The organism is Flavobacterium sp. ZT3R18 (genome assembly GCF_007097385.1).
In the GTDB taxonomy this organism is placed as follows: domain Bacteria; phylum Bacteroidota; class Bacteroidia; order Flavobacteriales; family Flavobacteriaceae; genus Flavobacterium.
Genome location: NZ_VJZS01000020.1, coordinates 5,690 through 30,019 on the forward strand (window position 1 = coordinate 5,690; position 24,330 = coordinate 30,019).

General features: G+C 35.7%; 2 protein-coding genes. Both read left to right on the top strand.

The window, feature by feature from the left end; genetic code table 11:
* Positions 1-14,190, top strand: coding sequence for a non-ribosomal peptide synthetase (locus tag FNW52_RS16765; RefSeq protein WP_143378633.1), 14,190 nt, complete (start codon positions 1-3; stop codon positions 14,188-14,190).
* Entirely contained in the window at positions 14,187-24,290 is a 10,104-nt protein-coding gene (locus FNW52_RS16770) for a non-ribosomal peptide synthetase (RefSeq protein WP_143378634.1), read from the top strand. The genes FNW52_RS16765 and FNW52_RS16770 overlap by 4 nt, the downstream gene beginning before the upstream one ends.
* Positions 24,291-24,330: the final 40 nt, after the last annotated feature.

Consider the following 24,330-nt stretch of genomic DNA (forward strand, 5'->3'; position numbering starts at 1 on the left):
GTGAATATAAATAAAATAGTTTCTTTATTGCTTGAATTAGAGGAAGATGGTGTAATTATTTTTCTGGAAGAGAATAAATTAAAATATAAAACGGCTGACGATAAGCCTCTAGAAAGTGAAACAATTGATAAAATCAGTATTTATAGAGATGATATTAAATCTTATCTTGAAAGTAAAATCATCTTCCAAAAATCAAATGATTTTTTAGAAAAAATAAATATTCAAACACGGCCTTTAAAGATACCGTTATCCTATTCGCAAGAAAGATTATGGTTTATTGATAAACTTTCCGGCACTGCTAATTACCATTTAAACACGATCTTGCGTATAGATGGTGATTTAGATGTGGCTTTATTTGAAAATGTATTAAGAAAAATTGTCGAGAGGCATGAAGTTTTAAGAACTGTTTTTTATGAAGATGAAGGAATGCCATATCAATTAGTTAAACCATCTAGTGACTGGCATTTAAATTACTCTGAGATACAAGAAGAATCAAATCTTATAAAAATTAAAGAGGAAGAATTAAGAAAACCTTTTGATTTATCTAAGGATTTTATGATCAGGGCTAATTTAATAAAGGTAAAAGAAAGCAGTACACATGTTTTAATTTTAACAATACATCATATTGCTTCTGATGGCTGGTCTATGCCGATTTTTATAAATGAAGTACTAAGTCTGTATCAAAATTTTGAATTTATTTTACCTGATCTGCCTATTCAATATATTGATTACTCTATTTGGCAGAAACAAATTTTATCAGGGGAATTATTAGATAATAAATTAGAATACTGGCAAAATAAACTTAAAGATATTGAACCTTTAAATTTACCAACTGATTTTACAAGACAAAGCATTCAATCTGCTAATGGCAGTAGATTTTCTGTTGTTTTAGATAAAAAATTAACAGCAGAGATTAAAACTTTATCTAAGAATTTTTCTGTTACTCCATTTATAACGATGCTGTCTGCTTTTAATATATTGATGCATAAATACTCTGGAAATTATGATATTTGTATAGGAAGCAGTATTGCAAACAGGAATAATAAAGAAATAGAGCCCTTAATTGGTTTTTTTGCTAATACAGTTGTATTGAGAAGTGATTTGAGCGGTGATATTATTTTTGAAAAGTTACTTCTGCAGGTAAAGAAAACAATGTTAGAAGCTTATGAATATCAAGACGTCCCATTTGAAAAGGTAGTTGAAAAAGTGGTTAAAACACGAGATATGAGTTTTAACCCGTTGTTTCAAATCATGTTTTCATACAACAATAATAACGAGAATGACAATAACAGCAATAATAGCGATAGTGAGTCTATTCAAACTGCTGAACTTAAGATTTTTCATGAACCTTTTGAAAATAACCTTGCTAAATTTGATTTATCATTTGAAATAACAGAAAATGATAGTGAATTCAACATTAATATCGTTTATTGTAGTGATTTATTTTTAAAGGATACAATAAACAGAATAATTGTCAGCTTTGAGCAAATTCTTAGATTTGTTACAAATGACTCAACTCAAAGTATTTCTGATATTGACTGTATAAATTCTGAAGATAAACAGCTTTTGCAGATTGAATTTAATTCTACAGGAGTAGACTTTTCTAATGACAAGACCATTGTTGATTTATTTGAAGATCAGGTTATAAAAACCCCCAATAATATAGCAGTTGTATTTGAGGATATATCCTTAACCTATCAGGATCTCAATGACCAATCCAATCAGTTTGCTCTGTATTTAAGACAAACCTATGACATTCAGGCAGATGACCTTATAGGGATAATGCTCGATAAGAGTGAGTTAACAATTGTAGTAATTTTGGGTATTTTAAAATCAGGAGCAGCGTATGTTCCAATTGATAATAATTATCCGGAAGAGAGGATTTCTTTTATAAAAAAAGATATTAAAAGTAAAGTTATCATTGATGCTGATGAACTGGCTTTATTTTTAAATATTCGTGAAAGTTATTCAAAAAATAATCTTGAGAAGATAAATACCATGCAGAGTCTTGCTTATGTTATTTATACTTCAGGAAGTACTGGTCATCCAAAGGGAGTAATGGTTGAGCATCGTAATAGTGTCAACATGTGTTTAGATCAAATTAAATCTTTTAAGATAACTGAAAAAGATAAAATTATTTGGTTTGCTTCAATTGCTTTTGATGCATCATTTTTTGAAATGACAATGAGTATCAATAGTGGTGCGGCATTATATGTTGTTAATGATGAGATAATTAAAAATAGAGATTATTTTTTTGCATTCTTAAAAGAGAGCGGTTCTACAGTGGTAACTTTGCCTCCAAGTTATCTTGATTTATTTTCAAACGAAGAGATTTCAAGCTCTAAACTAAGATGTATTATAACAGCAGGTGAAGCTGCAAATCCAACTAAGGCTTTATCAATTACAGCGTTAGGGATCGACTATTATAATGCTTATGGTCCAACTGAGTGTGCGGTTTGTGTGTCGATTTACAATGTTTCCAAAAATGATTCAGATAAATCAAATATTCCAATAGGAAAGCCAATATCCAATACTCAAATTTACATCTTGGGTGATTCGATGGAAATGGTTCCGATCGGAGTTCGAGGCAAACTTTATATCTCAGGAGCAGGAGTGGCAAGGGGGTATTTAAACAGGGAAGAACTCACGGCTGAGAAATTCATCAGCAATCCTTTTACAGCTGGTCAGAAAATGTATGATACAGGCGATTTGGCGAGCTGGCTTGCGGATGGTAATATTGAGTTTTTAGGCAGGAAAGACAGCCAGGTGAAGATCAGGGGCTTCAGGATTGAACTTGGAGAGATAGAGAGCGCAATTCTGGAGTATTCGGATGTAAATCAGGTTGTTGTGGATGCGAGAAGTGTCAATAATGTTAAGATGCTGATTGCTTATGTGGTAGCAGATACTCTGGACAAATCACTGTTAAGGTCATTTTTGGAAAGTAAACTTCCGGATTATATGATTCCTGGTTTTTATGTTGAGATTGACAGTATTCCATTGACTTTTAATGGTAAAGTTGACCGCAAGCTGCTGCCAGATGTTGTTGGAGAGGATATTATAAAAAAGGAGTATGTCGGGCCAAGAAATGAGAAGGAGGAGAAATTAATTTCAATATGGCAGGAAGTATTAGGAATTGAAAGAATTGGAATTACCGATAACTTCTTTGAATTAGGAGGACATAGTTTGTTAATTGGTCAAGTAATTAATAGAGCTTATGAACAGTTGGGAATAAAAATGACTTTCAGATCGTTTTTTATGGAACCTACTATTAAAGGCTTGAGTAATGAATTCACGACTGATGAATTTGTTCGAATTCCTAAATCTGTTGAGATGATTTCTTACCCAGTTACAGCATCTCAATCAAGGATATGGATATTAAGTCAATTAGAAGGAGGCTCTTTAGCATATAATATGCCTGCTGCTATTAGATTACAGGGAATAATTGAAGTTAAGAAGTTCGAAGAAAGCTTTAAAGTATTGATTGATCGTCATGAAATTTTAAGGACTTATTTTAAGACAAATTTCGATGGGGAAATTCGTCAGTATATTGTCAATGGGTCAGAGTTAGATTTCAGACTTAGGCACGTAGATTATAGCTTAGCAGAAAATCCGGAGGAATGTGTTGCTGATTATGTAAAAGAGTTTAATCAAGAAGTATTTGATTTGGAGCAGGCTCAACTGATTAGGGGAGTTTTATTTAAATTAAAAGAAAATTCTTATGTTTTTTGCCTGACAATGCATCATATTGTTGGAGACGGCTGGTCTTTACAGTTACTAATATCAGAGATTGTACAAACTTATAACAGCCTTGTTCGGGGTAAAGAAGCTGACCTTCCTGTATTGAATATTCAGTATAAAGATTATGCGGTATGGCTTAATGAAGAATTGAAACATAAAAAACAAGAATCAGAGCAATATTGGTTAAATCAATTTAAAGGGGAACTTCCTGTTTTGAATTTACCAAGTTCTAATGCACGTCCTATAGTGCAGACTTATAATGGCAAAATAATTCGACATGAATTTTCAAAATCATTTTTAGATAAGTTAAAATCATTTTCAAAATCACAGGACGTGACTTTGTTTATGACATTGGTCGCGGGTATCAATGCTATGCTTTACAGGTATTCAGGTCAGGATGATATTATTGTTGGTACACCAGTAGCAGGAAGGGAACATCCAGATTTAGAGAATCAATTGGGTTTATATTTAAATACTTTGGCCATTAGAACCAGGTTCAAAGAGAAAAACAGTCTTTTAGATCTGATAGCATATGAAAAAGAAACTTTATTAAAGGCTTTTGAGCATCAAAATTATCCATTTGATGAATTAGTCGGCAAATTGAACTTAAATAGAGATATGAGCCGTTCAGCATTATTTGATGTTTTGGTAGAGCTTCAGAGTCAGGTTCAGCTTAATAGCATCAGCAGTAATGAAGCGCTTATTGATTTAGACGTAAGCAATTATTCTTTTGAAAATAAGACTTCCCAATTTGATATGAGTTTTACTTTTATTGAGGCAGATGGGATATTTCTGGTAATAGGATATAACACAGATATTTATGATAGTTACTTAATTGATAGAATGTTTCTGCATTTTGAGAATCTGATGAGTGATTTGCTTGATGATCCAGAAAAAGCAATTGAGGAAATAGACTACTTAACAGAGGGGGAGAAGTCACAATTATTATTTGATTTTAATGATACGGCGGTAGATTATCCTAAGGATAAGACTATAGTTGATTTGTTTGAACAACAAGTTACAAGAACGCCTGATCATACAGCGGTTGTATTTGAGAATACCAGCTTGACTTATCGTGAACTTAACCAGAAATCAAATCGGCTTGCTTATTATCTTATAGAAAGCGGAGTCAGTTTAAATTCTCATGTATTTTTTTTCCAGGAAAGAGGTATTGAATATTTAGTTTCTATGCTTGGAGTATGGAAAGCAGGTGGATATTTTACTCCTTTGGACATAAATGCCCCTATTCAAAGGAATAGAGAGGTATTAAAACAAGCAGAAGATTTCTTTATTCTTAGCAGTACTGATTATCAATCGCATCTTGAGGGACTTGGGCCAGATGTATCTGGTGTATTTCTTGAAGCAGCGTATTTGGGGAATTACAGTACAGATAATCTTAATTTAGCTTTAGAAGTTGACTCTTTGGCTTATATTATTTTCACCTCGGGTTCTACGGGTGTTCCAAAAGGAGCGATGGTTGAACATTTAGGAATGGTCAATCATTTATTTGCTAAGATCAATGATTTTAATATTTCTGCTGCGGACAATATAGGACAGACTGCCACTCATATCTTTGATGTCAGCATCTGGCAGTTTATGACCGCTTTATTGGTTGGAGGAAAGACAACTGTTTTAATTGGAGAACAGGCATGGAATCCTCAAAACCTATTTGAGTGTATTGAAAATGAAAATATTACAATAGTGGAGAGTGTGCCTGCACATTTTTCAATTTTATTGGATTTTTTATCAGGTGAATCTCTTTTGCCATCATTAAAAAGTCTTCGCTGTTTGATGATGAACGGGGAGTCACTGCCGGCGGAGTATTGTAAAAAATGGTTTGGTTACTATCCATCGATCAGTATGGCCAATGTATATGGACCAACGGAGTGTTCGGATGATATCACCCATTATCTTTTTGAGAGCTGTTCTGCTGACTGGAAAGGTTCAGTTCCGATAGGAAAACCTATTCAGAACATGAGTATTTATATTTTAGATAATCATTTGAACTTGCTGCCTCATGGCATAGCAGGTGATCTGTATGTTTCGGGAATAGGTGTTGGCCAGGGTTATCTGAATGATATTGAGAAAACACAATTGGCATTTGTGAGCAATCCATTTTTTAGGGAAGGGAGCTTAAATCATAGTGAAAAATTATATAAGACGGGAGATTTAGCCAAATGGGATGCTGATGGTATATTAGAATTTATAGGCAGAAAAGACAATCAGGTTAAAATAAACGGCATACGAATAGAGTTAGGTGAAATAGAAAATGTACTGCACCAGTGTCCGCTGGTAAGCCAAAATGTGTTGTTGATATCTACGGATGAAAATAATAATAAAAACCTGGTAGCCTACATTGTTGCCAATGGATTCTTTTCACCAAAAGAGATTCAGAATTATATGAAAGAATATTTGCCGGAATATATGGTTCCTGGTTTTTATGTTGAGATTGATGCTGTTCCTTTAACACCAAACGGCAAGGTTGACCGCAAGGCTTTGCCGGATGTTTCAGGAGCTGATATTATAAGGAAAGAATATGTTGCTCCCCGTTCCAAAGAGGAGAAGCTCTTGGTGAGTGTCTGGGAGGATGTTCTTAAGCGTGAGAATATCAGTATAAAAGACAGTTTTTATAACCTGGGAGGCGATTCGATAAAAACGATTCAGATCGTATCGCGATTAAAACAACAGGGCTACAGTTTAAAGATCCAGCAGATTCTTCGTGTGCCGGTATTGGAAGATTTGGCTAAACATGTAGAGTTATGCACACGTGATGTCGATCAGTCATTGGTTCTGGGAGAAGTAAAACCTACCCCTATCCAGCATTATTTTTTCAATGATCGAGCCTTTAAGGTTCATAATCATTTCAACCAATCTGTGGTTTTAAAAAGCAGGGAAGCCCTTGATACGCAGCTTATCTCTAAGAGTATTACTGCTCTGCTTGGGCACCATGATGCGCTTCGTATGGTTTATAAATCGGATCAGGGTGTATGGAAGCAATTCAATGAAGGTTTGCCGGAACATGATTTTGCTGTTGATTTTTACGATTTTCAAGATCAGGATAATGCCGAGGATTTAATGGCAGAGAAAGGAGAGGAGCTTCAGTCTGGATTTGATTTAGGGATTGGTCCTTTGTTTAAGGCGGCTCATTTTCGATTACAAGACGGTGACCGTGTGGCATTGATTATTCACCATCTGGTTGTAGACGGAGTTTCATGGCGTATACTGCTGGAGGATTTCACAGCTGTTTATCAGCAATCCCTTTCAGGAGTTAAGCCTAATCTTCCATTGAAGACGGATTCTTTCCAGCGCTGGTCTTCTCTGCAGCAGGAGTATGCATTAAGCGAGAAGCTTCAGGCAGAAAAGCCTTATTGGGAGTCCTTAAACAGTGAAGCTATAGCTGCTTTTCCAATAGATAAAGCAGGGGGTAACTCTAAGGCTGACAGCAGTATTTCCTTTACCCTGGATAAGGATATAACGGAACTTCTGCAGACTCAGATTCATGATGTTTACAGTACAGAGATCAATGATGTTTTATTGACAGGTCTTGGTCTTGCTTTACAGGATGTTTTTGGATTGGATCGAAGTGTAATTAAGGTTGAGGGACATGGAAGAGAGGATATTGTGGAAGATGTAGATATCAGCAGAACGATTGGCTGGTTTACTACAGTTTATCCATTTGTATTGCGTCTTTCGGGTTCAGACTCTTTGAATACTTTGGTTCAGATTAAGGAGTCACTAAGGAAAATACCACAGAAGGGTATTGGCTATGGCATGCTGAAATACCTAACATCGGACTTCCAGAGTAATCTGGTTCCGAGCATTGAGTTCAATTATCTGGGGGATTTCGGGGATAATGCGAGCAACAGTTCAGATTCATTATTTTCCTATAGCTCAGAGTATATCGGCTCAGGCAATTCAGCCTTAAATGAGAGTGAAGTAAAGTTGATTATTTCAGGTATGTTAGTCTCCGGACGTCTTTCGATGAATATTAGTTTTAGCTGTGGATTGTATGATAATACTACGATTCAGAATCTGGCTGATTCCTATCAAAAGAACCTTACTGTACTTATTGAAGATTTAAGTTCAGTAAAAGAGAGCCGATTAACGCCATCTGACTTGACCTATAAAGATTTGAGTATAGGAGATTTATCAAGAATAAACCAGAATAATAATTTAGAGGATGTTTACAGGTTATCGCCTTTACAGCAGGGTATTTATTATCACTGGCTTTCGGATAGATCCTCACCGATGTATTTCGAGCAGATGTCCTACAGAATAAAAGCTTTTGATCTTACTGTTGATTCGGTAAAGTATGCCTATGATCAGTTAATACTGCGCCACGGTGTCTTGCGTACTAGTTTCTCTTATGACTTGGCCGATGAGCCGCTTCAGATAGTAAAAAAGACTGTTCCGAGTACATTTGCCTTTAGACACAAGCCTGAGGATTTATCATTGGAAGATTATGTGGAGCATATCAAACTGGAAGACCGTGCCTTCGGATTTGATTTGGAATTTCCATCACAGATGCGATTGCTGTTATTGGATTTAGGCAATGACGATTATGAATTCATATGGAGCCACCATCATATTTTGACAGACGGCTGGTGTATGAGTATTCTGATCAAGGATTTTTATCAGATACTGAATTCTCTTTATCAGAACAAGCCGCTGGATCTTCCCAAGCCTGTTCTGTACTCCAGCTATATCAAGTGGCTGGACAGTGTAGATAAGAATGCTTCTTTGGCTTACTGGGGTGAATACCTAAAAGGGTATACAGATGCGGCAGAAGTTCCCTTTAAGCGTCAGGATTCAGAACATGATTTTTATTCAGAAGCCAGAGAGACTGTAATAATAGAAGGAGATCTTTTTAATAAAATAAATGAATTGTGTAGCCGAACCGGAATAACGCAAAATACTTTTGTTCAGGCAACTTGGGGTTATCTTCTCTCGAGATACAATAATACAAATGATGTTGTCTTTGGTTCAGTTGTATCGGGCAGGCCTGCAGAGCTCGAAGGAATAGAAGATATGATCGGGCTGTTTATCAATACAGTTCCTGTGAGAATACAATATGGTGAAGGGGAACGTATAGCTGATCTGCTGAGAAAAGTTCAAGAGCAGTACATCTCTGGCAATGCTTACCATTATTCAAATTTATCACAGGTAAGTTCACAGAGTGAACTGGGTGCTAACCTGATAAATCATATAGTAGTATTTGAGAACTATCCGGTTCAGGATATTATACGGGAGGATGTTCAGCAGGCACAGCAGGGCAGAGACCAGGAGTTAAGGATTGAATCCATTGCTGCTTTTGAGCAGACCAATTATGATTTCAATATCATTGCGAGTTCCTCTTCATCATCGTTACGCATAGACTTTAAGTATAATAAAAATAAGTATGATCAGGAGATGATGAGTAAATTGTCAGGCCATGTTTATACTATTGCTGAACAGTTTAGTTCAGATCCGGAGGGTAAATTAAATTCATTAGATTATTTTACAGATTCTGAGAAGTCAGAGTTATTGTTTGATTTTAATGATACAGCGGCAGATTATCCATCAGATAAATCAATAGTTGATCTGTTTGAGGATCAGGTTTTAAGAACTCCTGATAATACAGCTGTTGTCTTTGAGGATAAGGAATTGACTTATAAGGATCTCGATGAAAGATCAAATCAGTTTGCAGCATACTTAATACAAAATTTTGGTATTCAAAATGATGACTTAATAGGTATAAAATTAGAAAAAAGTGAAATTTTAATTGTTTCAATTTTAGGAATTTTAAAAACCGGAGCAGCTTATGTGCCAATTGATCCACATTATCCAGAAGAGAGAATTTCTTATATTAAACAGGACAGCAACAGTAAAGTTGTAATTGATGAAGAAGAATTGGATAAATTTTTCAAAGTCCAAAAGAACTACAGTATAGAGAATAATAATGTAAAAATTAAATCAAGCAATTTGGTATATGTTATGTATACCTCTGGTTCGACAGGTGTTCCCAAAGGAACTATGTTAGAGCATGGCAATATGACTAATTTGATCACTTTTCATAATAAAGAGCTTGAAATACATGCCAGTGACAGAACACTTCAATTTGCAAGTATAAGTTTTGATGCCTCATTTCATGAAATATTTACAACTCTCTTGAGAGGGGGCACTATATATCCAATTGCCGAAATTTTAAAAAGAGATTCGGAGGCTCTTTCGGCTTTTATAAAAAGAAATAATATCAACACTCTTTTTTTACCGACATCGTATTTTAAGTTATTATTGGATGTAGAGTCATTCTATTCTTTAATAAAGTCAAAAATAATAAAGGATATTATTGTTGCCGGAGAACAATTAACTTTAAGTGAGGATGCAGTAGACAAGCTAAGATCAGTAGAAATGAAGCTCCATAATCATTATGGGCCGACCGAAACTCATGTAGTAACTACAATTACGTTAAAAGAGGATTATCTAAGATGCAATCCTTCAATTGGACGTCCAATATCAAATACTCAGATTTACCTGTTAGACGAACAGTTGCAGCCTGTTGCTTTTGGGGTTACCGGAAAGTTGTATATATCGGGATCTGGCGTTGCGCGAGGCTATTTAAATAAGCCTGAGCTGACTTCGGAGAAATTTATAGCCAATCCTTTCATTAAGGGTCTGCGCATGTATGATTCTGGAGATTTAGGAAGATGGCTGTCCGATGGGAATATTGAATTTTTAGGCAGGAAAGATCATCAGGTTAAAGTCAGAGGTTTCCGTATTGAATTAGGAGAGATTGAGAATGTTATTTTACAATATTCAGAATCTTTAAAGCAAGTGGTAGTAGAACTAAAAGAGAATAATCAAGATAAAGCCCTGGTTGCTTATCTGGTCTCAAATGATGTTGTTAATAAATCTGATTTACGAAACTTTTTGCAGGAAAAATTACCGGATTATATGGTTCCTAATTCCTATGTTTCATTGGAAAAATTGCCATTAACTGATCATGGCAAAATAGATCGCAGAGCTCTACCGAATGTTGATGATGCGGATTTTATCAGAAAAGAGTTTGTTGCCCCTAGGAATGAGACAGAAGAGAAACTGGTGTTGATTTGGCAGGATGTATTAGGGATTGAAAGAATTGGAATTACCGATAACTTCTTTGAATTGGGCGGGCACAGCCTGCTGGTTGCACAGGTAATCAACAGGATATACAAACAGCTGGGTAAAGGAATATCGTTTAAGACATTTTTCAGCAGTCCAAGTATTGATGTGTTAAGTAATGAGTTACGTGTCAATAAATTTGTCCCAATACCTAAAGCTCCAGAAATGCCATCATATCCAGTGACGGCTTCCCAAGCAAGGTTATGGATCTTAAGTCAATTAGAAGGCGGTTCTTTAGCGTATAACATAATGGGCGCCGTTACTTTAAAAGGGGAAATACAAGTAAATAAATTTGAAGAATGCTTAAGATTATTGATTGAGCGTTATGAAATTTTGCGAACTTATTTTGGAACAACCTCTGAAGGTATGATTCAACAATATATTATACCTATTGAAGGATTGGATTTCAGACTTAGCCATAAAGATTATAGTTTAGAAGCAGATCCAGATGAGTGTGTTGCTAATTATTTGCAGGACAGTAATCAAGAGTTATTTGATTTGGAACATGGCCCCTTAGTTAGAGGATCATTAATAAAATTAAAAGAAAGTGAATATGTATTTTTCTTATCCATGCATCATATTATAGGGGATGGTTGGTCTGTAGAGTTATTAACATCAGAGATTGTAAAAACTTACAATGGCTTGGTTCAGGGAAAAGAGATTGATCTGCCTGCTTTAAATATCCAGTATAAGGACTATGCAGTATGGATGAGTGAGGAATTGCAGCAAAAAAAGCAGCAAAAATCGGAGCAGTACTGGCTAAATCAATTCAGTGAAGAACTACCTGTTTTAAATTTGCCAAGTTTTAAGGTACGGCCATTGGTAAAAACTTATAATGGAGAGAGAATTGTACATGAATTTTCCAAATCATTCTTGGATAAGTTAAAAGCTTTTTCGAAATCAAACGACGTTACCTTATTTATGACATTGCTATCAGGCATAAATGCCTTGCTTTATAGGTATTCAGGTCAGGATGATATTGTTGTCGGCACTCCGATTGCAGGAAGAGACCATCCGGATCTAGAGAATCAATTAGGTTTGTATTTAAATACTTTAGCTCTTAGGACGAAATTTAAGGAAAATAGTAGCTTTTTAGATTTAATAACAAAACAAAAAGAAAACTTATTACAAGCTTATGAGCATCAAGCTTATCCATTTGATGTACTACTTAGTAAGTTGAATTTAAAAAGAGACTCTAGCCGTTCGGCTGTATTTGATGTTATGGTAGTTTTACAGAATCACGCCCAACTTCATAATATAAATGAAAGAGAGGAGTTTATCAATCTTAAAGTAAGCCAGTACGGGCTTAAGAGCAATACATCTCAATTTGATATGTGTTTTACTTTTGTGGAGAATGAAGACTTGTATCTAGGAATTGAATATAATACAGATATTTATGATTCATTTTTGATAGAAAGAATGTTTTTACATTTTGAGAATCTGATGAGTGAATTGATTGATAATCCGACTGCCAATATCCAAGATGTTGATTATATCACGTTGACAGAGAAAAAGCAGTTGTTGTCTGATTTTAATTCAACAGACACAGCGTATCCAAAGGAAAAAACTATAGTTGACTTATTTGAGGAGCAGGCTGAAAGGACTCCAAATAATATAGCACTGCTATTTGGCGAGACTGAATTGACCTATCATGATCTAAATGAAAGGGCCAATCAGTTTGGTCATTATTTAAGAGAAAATTATAGCATTGAACCAGATGATTTAGTTGGAGTTAAGCTTGATAGAAGTGAGTTAATGATTATTTCAATCTTAGGGATACTGAAATCCGGAGCAGCGTATGTTCCGATAGATCTGAATTATCCGGAACAGCGTATTTCATTTATAGAAAATGACTGTAATTGCAAAGCTGTGATAGATGAGGAAGAAATCATATCTTATAATTTACAAAGATTCAGATTCAAAAAAAATAATTTAGAGAAAATTAACCAAACTTCTGATTTGGCCTATGTAATTTATACTTCAGGAACAACAGGTAATCCTAAGGGAGTGATGGTTGAACATAGGAATGTTGTAAGACTGGTTAAACCCTGTACATATTTCCCGTTGAACGAAAACAACATTCTTTTAAGTACAGGATCAATATCTTTTGACGCAACAATAATTGAATTTTTTGGAACTTTATTAAATGGTTCAAAATTAGTATTGAGCAGTTATAATGATTTACTGGATGTAGCCTTATTAGAAGATATTGCAAAGAAACAGAATGTAGACAGTCTTTGGATGACAGCTTTGCTGTTTAGTAATGTTGTTGAAAACAATATTAATTTCTTTCATGGAATAACTAAATTAATTGTAGGAGGTGATGTAGTATCTCCGATTCATTGTCAAAAATTGTTTGAAAGATATCCAAATATAAAAGTAGTTAACGGATACGGTCCGACAGAAAATACAACATTCACCACAACTTTTGAGATAAAAAATCAAGATTATAGTAGAATTCCAGTTGGTAAGCCAATCTCCAATACACAGATTTATATCTTAGACAGAAATTTAAATCCAGTATCAATAGGAGTTGTTGGTAAAATCTATGTTTCTGGTTTAGGATTGTCAAGAGGATATTTAAATAGACCAGAATTAACAAAGGAGAAATTCCTAAGCAATCCTTTTATTGAAGGAATACGCATGTATGATACAGGAGATTTAGGTTATTGGCTGCCAGATGGCAATATAGAGTTCTTGGGAAGGAAAGACAATCAGGTTAAGATTCGAGGATTCAGAATTGAGCTGGGAGAGATTGAAAGTACGATTTTGCAGTATTCGGAAGATTTAAAACAGGTTGTTGTAGAGGACAGGATAATCAATGGAGATAAAGTGCTGGTTGCCTATTTGCTCTCGGATAATCTGAACAAAATACTGCTCAGAGATTTTCTGGAGAAAAAACTGCCAGATTATATGATTCCGAGTTTTTATGTAGAGTTAGACTTTATTCCTATGACTCCCAATGGAAAAGTTGATCGTAAAGCTTTGCCAGATATTAATGACGGAGATATTATCAGGAAAGAATATATTGCGCCAAGAAATGATATAGAAGAAAAGTTAGTGCTGATATGGGAAGAAGTTTTAAATATTTCTCCAATAGGTGTAACGGATGATTTCTTTGAATTGGGTGGACATAGTTTAAAAGCAATGCAGGTTATTTCAAGGGTTAAAAATGAATTTGCAGTCAGTCTTAAAGTAGAAGAAATTTTTAATACTCCCCAAATTGAATTTATTTCAAAAATTATAGCAAGAAATCTATGGGCTGCAGAGTCAAAAGAAAATATTAATCAGGAAATTAAAATTGTAATATGATATTAGAGCAACTAATAGACGAACTTATTAGCCATAACATTAAATTAAAAATAGAGGGTGACGGTATTGCCATAGAAGGTTCAAAAGAAAATCTAACTTTTGATCTTATTGAAAAAATTAAATTAAATAAAAAAGAACTTTTAGTTTTCTTAGAAAAAATAGATAATCAAAATAATCATAATGCCAAAATTTCATCTATACCGGTTGCTTCCGATTATGAAGTATCTTCTTCGCAGTATCGTTTATGGATCTTAGATCAATTAGAGGAAGGGAATGCAGTTTATAATATTCCATTATTTTATATTTTCGAAGGCAGTTTGGATACAGACTTATTGGAACAGGCTTTTAGACTTTTAATGGAACGTCATGAGATATTAAGGACGGTATTTCAAGAAGATGAAGAAGGAAGAATCCGTCAAGTTGTAAAGAGTATTGATAGTATTGGTTTTAAGATTGAACATATTGATTTATGCAATGTTGAAAATCAAGAAAATGCTGTCAAGACAGCACTTCAGAAAGAAATTATAATGGGGTTTGACTTATCAAAGGGTCCATTATTGCGAGCTAGTCTACTTCAATTAGATAAAAATAAGGCTGTTTTTGCATTTGTTATGCATCATATAATAAGTGATGGCTGGTCGATGGCCATTATGATGGGAGAATTGCTTGCCTTTTACTATGAAAGTAAAAATAAATTAACAAGTACAATAAAACCATTAGAAATTCAGTATAAAGATTATTCTGCATGGCAGCAGGAAAGTTTAAGAAGCGGAGAATTAAAGGAAAGTAAATCCTATTGGCTGGATCAGTTTAGCGGTACTTTGCCGGTCATTGAGATTGCAAATAATAAATCTCGTCCAGCCCTAAAGACCTCTAATGGAGCAATTGTACACAAAAAAATTGGTTCACTTTACTTAAAAGGCATGAAGATGCTGCTTGAAGAACAAAAGGCAACATTATTTATGGGGTTATTGGGTGTTATCAATACATTGCTGTACAAATATTCCAATCAGACAGATATTATTATAGGGAGCCCTATTGCGGGTCGGGAACATCTGGATTTAGAAAATCAAATTGGATTTTATGTCAACACATTGGCGCTGCGTTCTAGGTTTAAAGAAACGGACAATTTTTTAAATCTTTTAAAGATAATAAAGAAGAATACGCTTGATGCTTACACTCATCAAATGTATCCATTTGATGAACTGGTAAAAGATCTGAATTTAACACGTGATATGAGCAGAAATCCATTATTTGATGTAATGGTCGTTCTGCAGAATAATGATACGAGTAAAAATGAAATCAAATCATATATTCAAGAAGATTTAAAAATTACTAGATATGAAAAGGGAGATCATGTAATAAGTAAATTTGATCTGACATTTAATTTTAGTGAAGTAGGAGAAGAATTGTATTTGCTTTTAGAGTACAATAATGACATTTACAGCCATGCTGGAATGAATCGTTTAGTAAATCATCTGGAAGAAGTAATAAAATATGTAATTAATAAACCGGACACTCCTTTAAATAAAATTATTTATTTAAAGGATCATGAAAAAAAGGAACTGTTGCTTGATTTCAATTCAACTTCATTTGATTACCCAAAAGATAAGACAATATTAGATTTATTTGAGCATCAGGTTCTAAAGACTCCTGATAATATAGCAGTTATATTTGAGGACTCGGTATTAAGTTATAAGGATCTAAATGAGCTGTCCAATCAGCTGGCATACTATTTAAGAGATAAATATACTATTGATCCTGAAGATCTGATAGGTTTAAAACTCGAGAGGAGTGAGTTTTTGCTTGTATGCATTTTGGGTATTTTGAAATCCGGAGCAGCATATCTGCCTATTGATGTAAATTATCCGCAGGAGCGTGTGTCTTATATAGAGAAGGATAGTAAGAGCAAATTAATTCTTGATGCAGCTGAGTTGTCCTTATTTTTACAGGCTAAAAATTCTTATTCAAAAGAAAATGCAGAGAGGCTGAGCGGATCTGATAACCTGGCTTATGTTATTTATACCTCTGGTACGACGGGTAATCCAAAAGGGGTTATGGTTGAACATAGCGGCAGTGTTAATATGTCCCTTGCCCAAATCAGGTCATTTGGTATTACGGCAAAAGATAAAATCGTATGGTTTGCCTCTGTAGCTTTTGATGCCTCAATTTCTGAAATGATGATGAGTCTTGCTACAGGTGCTTCGTTGTGTATCGGATCAGACGAGGTACTAAAAAATAAAGATTATTTTCTGAAGTTTTTAAAGGAAACGGGGTCTACAGTTGTCACTCTCCCTCCAAGTTACTTGGAATTATTTTCTGATGAAGAGATTTTAGGCTCGAACCTCAGATGTATTATAACAGCAGGAGAATCAGCAAATCCTGTTAAGGCATCAATGATTTCAGGATTAGGGATTGATTATTTTAATGCATATGGTCCAACTGAATGCTCAGTTTGCACATCGATTTATAAAGTTTCAAAAGATGATGTGTCAAGATCTATTATTCCTATAGGTAAGCCAATAGCTAACACGCAGATTTATATATTGGATGATGCAATGGAATTGGTTCCAATTGGTGTTCCCGGGAAGTTATATATTTCAGGAGCAGGACTGGCAAGAGGATATCTAAACAGGGAAGAGCTCACGGCTGAGAAATTCATCAGCAATCCTTTTATAGCCGATCAGAGAATGTATGATACAGGCGATTTGGCGAGCTGGCTTGCGGATGGTAATATTGAGTTTTTAGGCAGGAAAGACAGCCAGGTGAAGATCAGAGGCTTTAGGATTGAGCTGGGAGAGATCGAGAGCACAATTCTGGAGTATCCGGGTGTAACTCAGGTTGTGGTAGATGCCAGAAATATCAATGAGGATAAAGTACTTGTTGCTTATGTGGTAGCAGATACCCTAGACAAATCACTGTTAAGATCCTTTCTGGAGAGTAAACTTCCTGATTATATGGTTCCTAGTTTTTATGTTGAGATTGATGCTGTTCCTTTAACACCAAACGGAAAGGTTAACCGCAAGGCCCTTCCAGAAGTTTCAGGAGCTGATATTATAAGGAAAGAATATGTTGCTCCCCGTTCCAAAGAGGAGAAGCTGTTGGTGAGTGTCTGGGAGGATGTTCTTAAACGTGATATGATCAGTGTAAAAGACAGTTTTTATAATCTGGGAGGCGATTCGATAAAAACGATTCAGATTGTATCGCGATTAAAACAACAGGGCTACAGTTTAAAGATCCAGCAGATCCTTCGTGTACCGGTGTTGGAGGACTTGGCTAAATATGTAGAGTTAAGCACGCGTGATATCGATCAGTCTGCGGTTTTAGGGGACGTTTCACTAACCCCGATTCAACATTATTTTTTCAATGATAGAGCCTTTAAGGTTCATAATCATTTCAATCAGTCTGTGGTTTTGAAAAGCAGGGAAGCCCTTGATACGCAGATTATCTCTAAAAGTATTACTGCTCTGCTTGGGCACCATGATGCGCTTCGTATGGTTTATAAATCGGATCAGGGTGTATGGAAGCAATTAAATGAAGGTTTGCCGGAACATGATTTTGCTGTTGATTTTTACGATTTTCAGCATCAGGATAATGCAGAGGATTTAATGTCAGAGAAGGGCGGGGAGCTTCAATCGAGTTTTACTTTGGCAGAAGGTCCTTTGTTTAAGGCGGCGCATTTTCGATTAAAAGACGGCGACCGTCTGGCATTGATTATTCACCATTTGATTGTGGACGGAGTTTCATGGCGTATACTTCTGGAGGATTTTACTTCGGCCTATGAAAGTTATTTATCGGGCGTCAGACCTGATCTGCCGCTAAAGACGGATTCTTTTCAGCACTGGTCATCCCTGCAGCAAGAGTATGCGTTAAGTGATAAGCTTCAGACAGAGAAGCCTTACTGGGAGTCCTTAAACAGTGCATCCATTGCATCTTTCCCTGTAGATAAAGCAGCAGGTAGCTCCAAGGCTGACAGTGGGATTTCTTTTACACTGGACAAGGATGTTACCGAACTTCTGCAAACCCAGAGCCATGATGTTTACAGTACAGAGATCAATGATATATTATTGACCGGTCTTGGTCTTGCCCTGAAGGATGTTTTTGGACTGGAGCGAAGTGTGCTTAAGGTTGAGGGTCATGGAAGAGAGGATATTGTGGAAGATACTGATATCAGCAGGACAGTTGGCTGGTTTACGTCAGTTTATCCCTTTGTACTGAGTGTATCAGCATCAGATTCATTGAATACATTAGTGCAGGTTAAGGAGTCATTAAGGAAAATACCCCAGAAAGGTATTGGGTATGGTATGCTGAAATATTTGACACCGGACTTCCAGAGTAATCTGGTTCCGAGCATTGAGTTCAATTATTTGGGAGATTTCGGAGATAATGTGAGTAACAGCTCTGATTCATTATTTTCGTACGGCTCTGAATATATAGGCGAGGGCAGTTCTGTTTTAAATGAAGGCGAAGTATTTTTGACTATTTCAGGCATGCTGGTTTCGGGCTGCCTTTCGATGAATATTGGCTTCAGCAGCGAATTGTATGATGATGCTACGATTCAGGCTCTTGCTGATTCCTACCAAAAGAAGCTTACCCTGCTTATTGAGAGTTTAAGTTCAGTAAAAGAGGTGCGATTGACGCCATCTGACCTGACTTATAAAGAATTAAGTACAGAAGCCTTATCGCTTATCAATCAGGATAACAGTTTAGAGGATGTATATAAACTCTCGCCTCTGCAGCAGGGTATTTACTATCACTGGCTTTCGGACAGATCCTCACCGATGTATTTCGAGCAGATGTCCTATAGGATAAAGGCTTTGGATCTGGATACTGATTTGGTAAAAGAGGCTTATGACCAGTTAATACTGCGCCATGGAGTGCTGCGAACAGGATTTAGTTATGATCTGGCAGATGAGCCTCTTCAGATAGTTAGAAAGACTGTTGCGAGTACATTTTCCTATAAATGCAAGCCGGAGGAATCAGCACTGGAAGAGTATGTGGAGCGCATCAAAGAGGAGGATCGCACCTTAGGGTTCGATTTGGAATCTGCATCTCAGATGCGACTGATGTTATTGGATTTAGGCGATGACAATTATGAATTCATATGGAGCCACCATCATATTTTGACAGACGGCTGGTGTATGAGTATTCTGATTAAGGATTTTTATCAGATATTGAATTCACTTTATCAGAACAAGCCGCTAGATCTTCCTAGGCCTGTTCTGTATTCCAGCTATATTAAGTGGCTGGAGAGTGCTGATAATAATGCTTCGATGGCTTATTGGCGTGACTACCTACAAGGTTATACAGATACGGCAGAAATTCCTTTTAAGCGAATGCTTATAGAAGAAGAGTCCTACTTAGAATCCAGAGAAAGAACCACTATAAAAGGTGAATTATATAATAAGGTGAATACCTTATGTACTCAAACAGGGATAACCCAGAACACCTTTGTTCAGGCAGTCTGGGGTTATCTGCTCTCGAGATACAATAATACAAATGATGTTGTTTTTGGTTCAGTTGTATCGGGCAGGCCCGGTGAACTTGAAGGAATAGAGGATATGATCGGTTTGTTTATCAATACGGTTCCTGTAAGGATTCAGTATGGTGAAGGGGAACGTGTGGCTGATTTGTTGACAAAAGTTCAAGAGCAGTCCATCTCCGGCAATGCGCACCATTATTCAAATTTATCGGAGGTAAGTTCACAGAGTGAACTGGGGGCTAACCTGATCAATCATATTCTGGTATTTGAGAACTATCCTGTTCAGGATATTATCAGGGAAGATGTCCAGCAGGCACAGCAGGACAGAGATCAGGAATTAAGGATTGAATCCATTGCTGCATTTGAACAGACCAATTTTGATTTTAGTATCATGGCGAGTCCGTATTCTGATTCACTACATATTGACTTTAAGTATAACAAGAATAAATACGATCCTGAACTGATGAGTAAGTTATCAGGTCATGTTCATAATTTAATAGAGCTGTTTGCTGGTGATGCTCAGGCTCAATTGAGATCATTGGACTATTTGACCGAATTAGAAAAGGATCAGCTGCTGTTTGAGTTTAATGACACGAAAGCGGATTATCCCACAGATAAAACGATAGTTGACCTCTTTGAGGATCAGGTTTTAAGAACTCCTGATCATACAGCGGTTGTATTTGAGGGCAAATCGATGACGTACCGTGAGCTTAATGAGAAGTCGAATCAATTGGCGAATTATTTACGAGAGACATACCATATCCAGTCCGATGACCTTATAGGGATAAAGTTAGAAAGGAGCGAGCTTATGATTATTACGATTTTAGGTACTTTAAAATCAGGTGGAGCCTATGTTCCTATTGATATCAATTATCCAGTGGAGCGTATTGCATATATTGAAAAGGACAGTAACTGCAAGGTTGTTTTAGATCAGGAGGAAATTATCTCTTTTAATTTAGAAAGGTTCAGATATAGCAAAAGTAATCTTTCAAAGTCTGGTACTCCGAAAGATTTAGCCTATATCATTTATACTTCAGGAACTACCGGCAGCCCAAAAGGGGTAATGATTGAACATCATAGTCTGTTTAATTATCTGCAGTGGTGTTCAGCGTTTTATTTTGAAAAAGAGGAAGAAGGAAATTTTGGGGTATTCAGTTCATTATCTTTTGATTTGACTGTTACCAGTATTTACTTACCCCTTATCAGAGGAAATAAGATTAAAATCATGGGCAATGATTTAAGTTTTGATGAAGTATTGGCGGACTATATTTCAAACGCATCGGACTTGGACAGTATAAAATTAACTCCTTCTCATTTGGAGTTACTGAAAGATGTACAATTAAAGGAAAGTCCAATGCAGAAAATTGTAGTTGGAGGAGAGTCTTTACTTAAGAAGCAGGTAGAGGGAATTTTTCAGCAAAACAGAGCGCTTGCCATTTACAATGAATACGGCCCAACGGAAAGTACAGTTGGATGCATTGTAAAAAGAATTACAGATGAGAATCTGATACCTATTGGAAAACCAATAGCCAACACCCAGATTTATATTCTGGATGATTTACTGGCTCTGGTTCCGACAGGAGTTCCCGGCAAGCTTTATATCTCAGGTGCAGGACTCGCAAGAGGCTATTTGAACAGGGAAGATCTCACGGCTGAGAAATTTATCAGCAATCCTTTTATAGCTGGTCAGAGAATGTATGACACAGGAGATATAGCAAGCTGGCTTGCCGATGGAGATATGGTATTTTTAGGTAGGAAAGATAGCCAGGTGAAGATTAGGGGTTTCAGGATCGAGCTTGGAGAAATCGAGAGTGTAATTCTTGCTTATTCCGATAGCATAAGCCAGGCTATTGTGGAGGCAAAGATAATTAATGAAGATAAAGTCTTAGTCGCCTATTTGATCTCAGAGGGTGTTGATAAATCTGCATTAAGAGATTTTCTGGAGAGCAGGCTTCCGGAATATATGATTCCAAGTTTTTTTGTGGAGCTGGATGTTATTCCCCTCACTCCTAATGGGAAGGCAGACCGTAAGGCTTTGCCTGATGTTTCAGGAGGTGATATTATTCGTAATGAATATATTGCTCCTCGAACTAAAAAGGAGAAAATTCTTGCTACAGTCTGGGGGGATATTCTTAAACGAGAATCTATCAGCATAAAAGACAATTTTTATAATCTGGGAGGAGATTCGATAAAAACTATTCAGATTATTTCGCGTTTAAAACAAAAAGGTTATAGTTTAAAAATCCAGCAAATCCTTCGTTTTTCCGTATTAGAGGAATTAGCTGAGCATATGGAAGCGGGAATACGCAATATCGATCAGTCTGTTGTTTTAGGGGAAGTACCTTTAACTCCTATCCAGTGCTACTTTTTCGAGGATACAAGTTTTAAAGTACACCATCATTATAATCAGTCGGTAGTTTTAAAAAGTAGGGAAGTTCTTGATACGCAGATTTTAGCTATGTGTATTTCTGTTATACTTGAACACCATGATGCCCTTCGTATGGTTTACAAATATGACCAAGGTGTTTTAAAGCAGTCTAATGCGGGTTTACCAGAACATGATTTTGTTGTTGATTTTTATGATTTACGAAACGAGATTGATGCTTCAGCTGTGATGTTGAAAATTGGTGAGGAGCTTCAGTCAGGATTTGATCTTGGGACCGGTCCTTTATTCAAGGCGGCTCATTTTCGATTACAGGATGGTGACCGTATAGCCCTTATCATTCATCATTTAGTAGTAGATGGTGTGTCTTGGCGTATTTTATTGGAGGATTTCTCGGCGGTATATCAGCAATATCTCTCAGGAATCAGCCCGACGCTGCCATTGAAGACAGATTCTTTTCAACTATGGTCTTCTGCTCTGAGTCAGTATGCCCTTAGTGATAAGCTTCAGGCTGAGAAGCCTTATTGGGAATCATTAAGCCTCGAGGAAATACCTATTTTCCCAGTTGATAAGCAAGCCCAAGCAATAAAAACAGATATTGACAGAAGAATTTCCTTTACTCTGGATAAGAATAATACAGAATGTCTTCAAACAGAGATTCATAATGTTTATAATACAGAGATCAATGATGTATTGCTGACAGCTCTAGGTCTTGCCATGAAGGAAGTTTTCGGATTGGAAAGAAGTGTAATAAAGATTGAGGGGCATGGCAGGGAAGATATCATCGAAGACCTTGATGTAAGCAGGACTATTGGTTGGTTTACTACGATTTATCCTTTTGTACTTAATGTTCCTGAGTCAGATTCGCTGACAAATTTGGTATCAGTAAAAGAGTCTTTGAGAAATATACCACAGAAAGGTATCGGTTATGGTGTATTAAAATATTTGACAGCAAATTTTCAAAGTGTTTTAGTCCCGAGTATTGAATTCAACTATCTTGGTGATTTTGGAGATAATGTGAGTAATAGTTCAGATTCGTTGTTTTCTTACGGTTCGGATAATGTCGGATTGGGCAGTTCCGTTTTAAATAAGAATGAAGTTCTGCTGGGGATCTCCGGCATGATTGTCTCAGGACAGTTAACTCTCTCTATTGCCTTTAATACCGATTTATATATTGACAATACAATTCAAAATTTGGCTGACAGTTACAAAGATAACCTAACAAGGCTAATCAATACGCTAAGTTCTTTAAAAGAGGGCGGTTTATTGCCTTCTGCTTTGACTTTAGATCAAGAGTCTCTAAATAAAGACTTAAATTTTGATAACATAGATAAGATAAAATTATCTAAAAAATATAAAAAGAGTTTAGAATGGGCTAATTTTTCCAATTACAGTTTTATTGATGATACAAAACCTAACTTAGTTACAATTCATGAGGGACAGGGATCAATTTTAGGATACAGAACTCTATTTGAAGAGTTAAAAAATCACTATAATATTTGGATTTTTGATTTTGATAAAAATATTTTTTCACCCACGGCTATTATCCATAATCAAATTCCTTTCATGTATGCTGAAGAAATTAGAATTTTATTTGAGGGATATGACAACGTGACTTTATTAGGATTTAGTTATGGAGGTTATCTGGGTTATTTAATGACAAATTATTTGGAGGAGAAAAACTTTAAAATTGATAGATTGTATATGATAGATACTGACAGCTATATTAATCCTAATTTTGAAGTTGATAATTGTAAGGAATATTTCACAGATGACAGAAAATTATCAATAGAGAATGAAAAAAGATTACTGAACGATATGTGTCCTCAAATCGATTTAGACGACTTGTCAGAAATTAACGATATTGACTTATTTTATACCATGTTTAAGGAAAAAATTAAAACAGGTCATTATGAGTATAAAGTTCCTCAAATGTGGAATTCATTCTTTTCAACTTATTATTCTGAAATTGACTTATTCCAATGTCTTGAAAAAATTAATCAAATTAGGACTATAGGTTTAGATTTGCCAAAACCACCGCGAGTTTCTGTTTATAAAACAGATATTATCTATTTTAAAGCAAAAGAATCAGATATAATAAATGAAGAGTTTTGGTACCATTTAACTGAATCTTCTTTTGAAGTTATAGAAATCTCAGGAACTCACTTAACATTGATGCAAAGGCCTAATATAAATTGTATTATAGAATACATCAAAAGCAATGCTATTAAATGAAATCATTAATATGGTACCATTTAGAATTTATCCTTAAAAA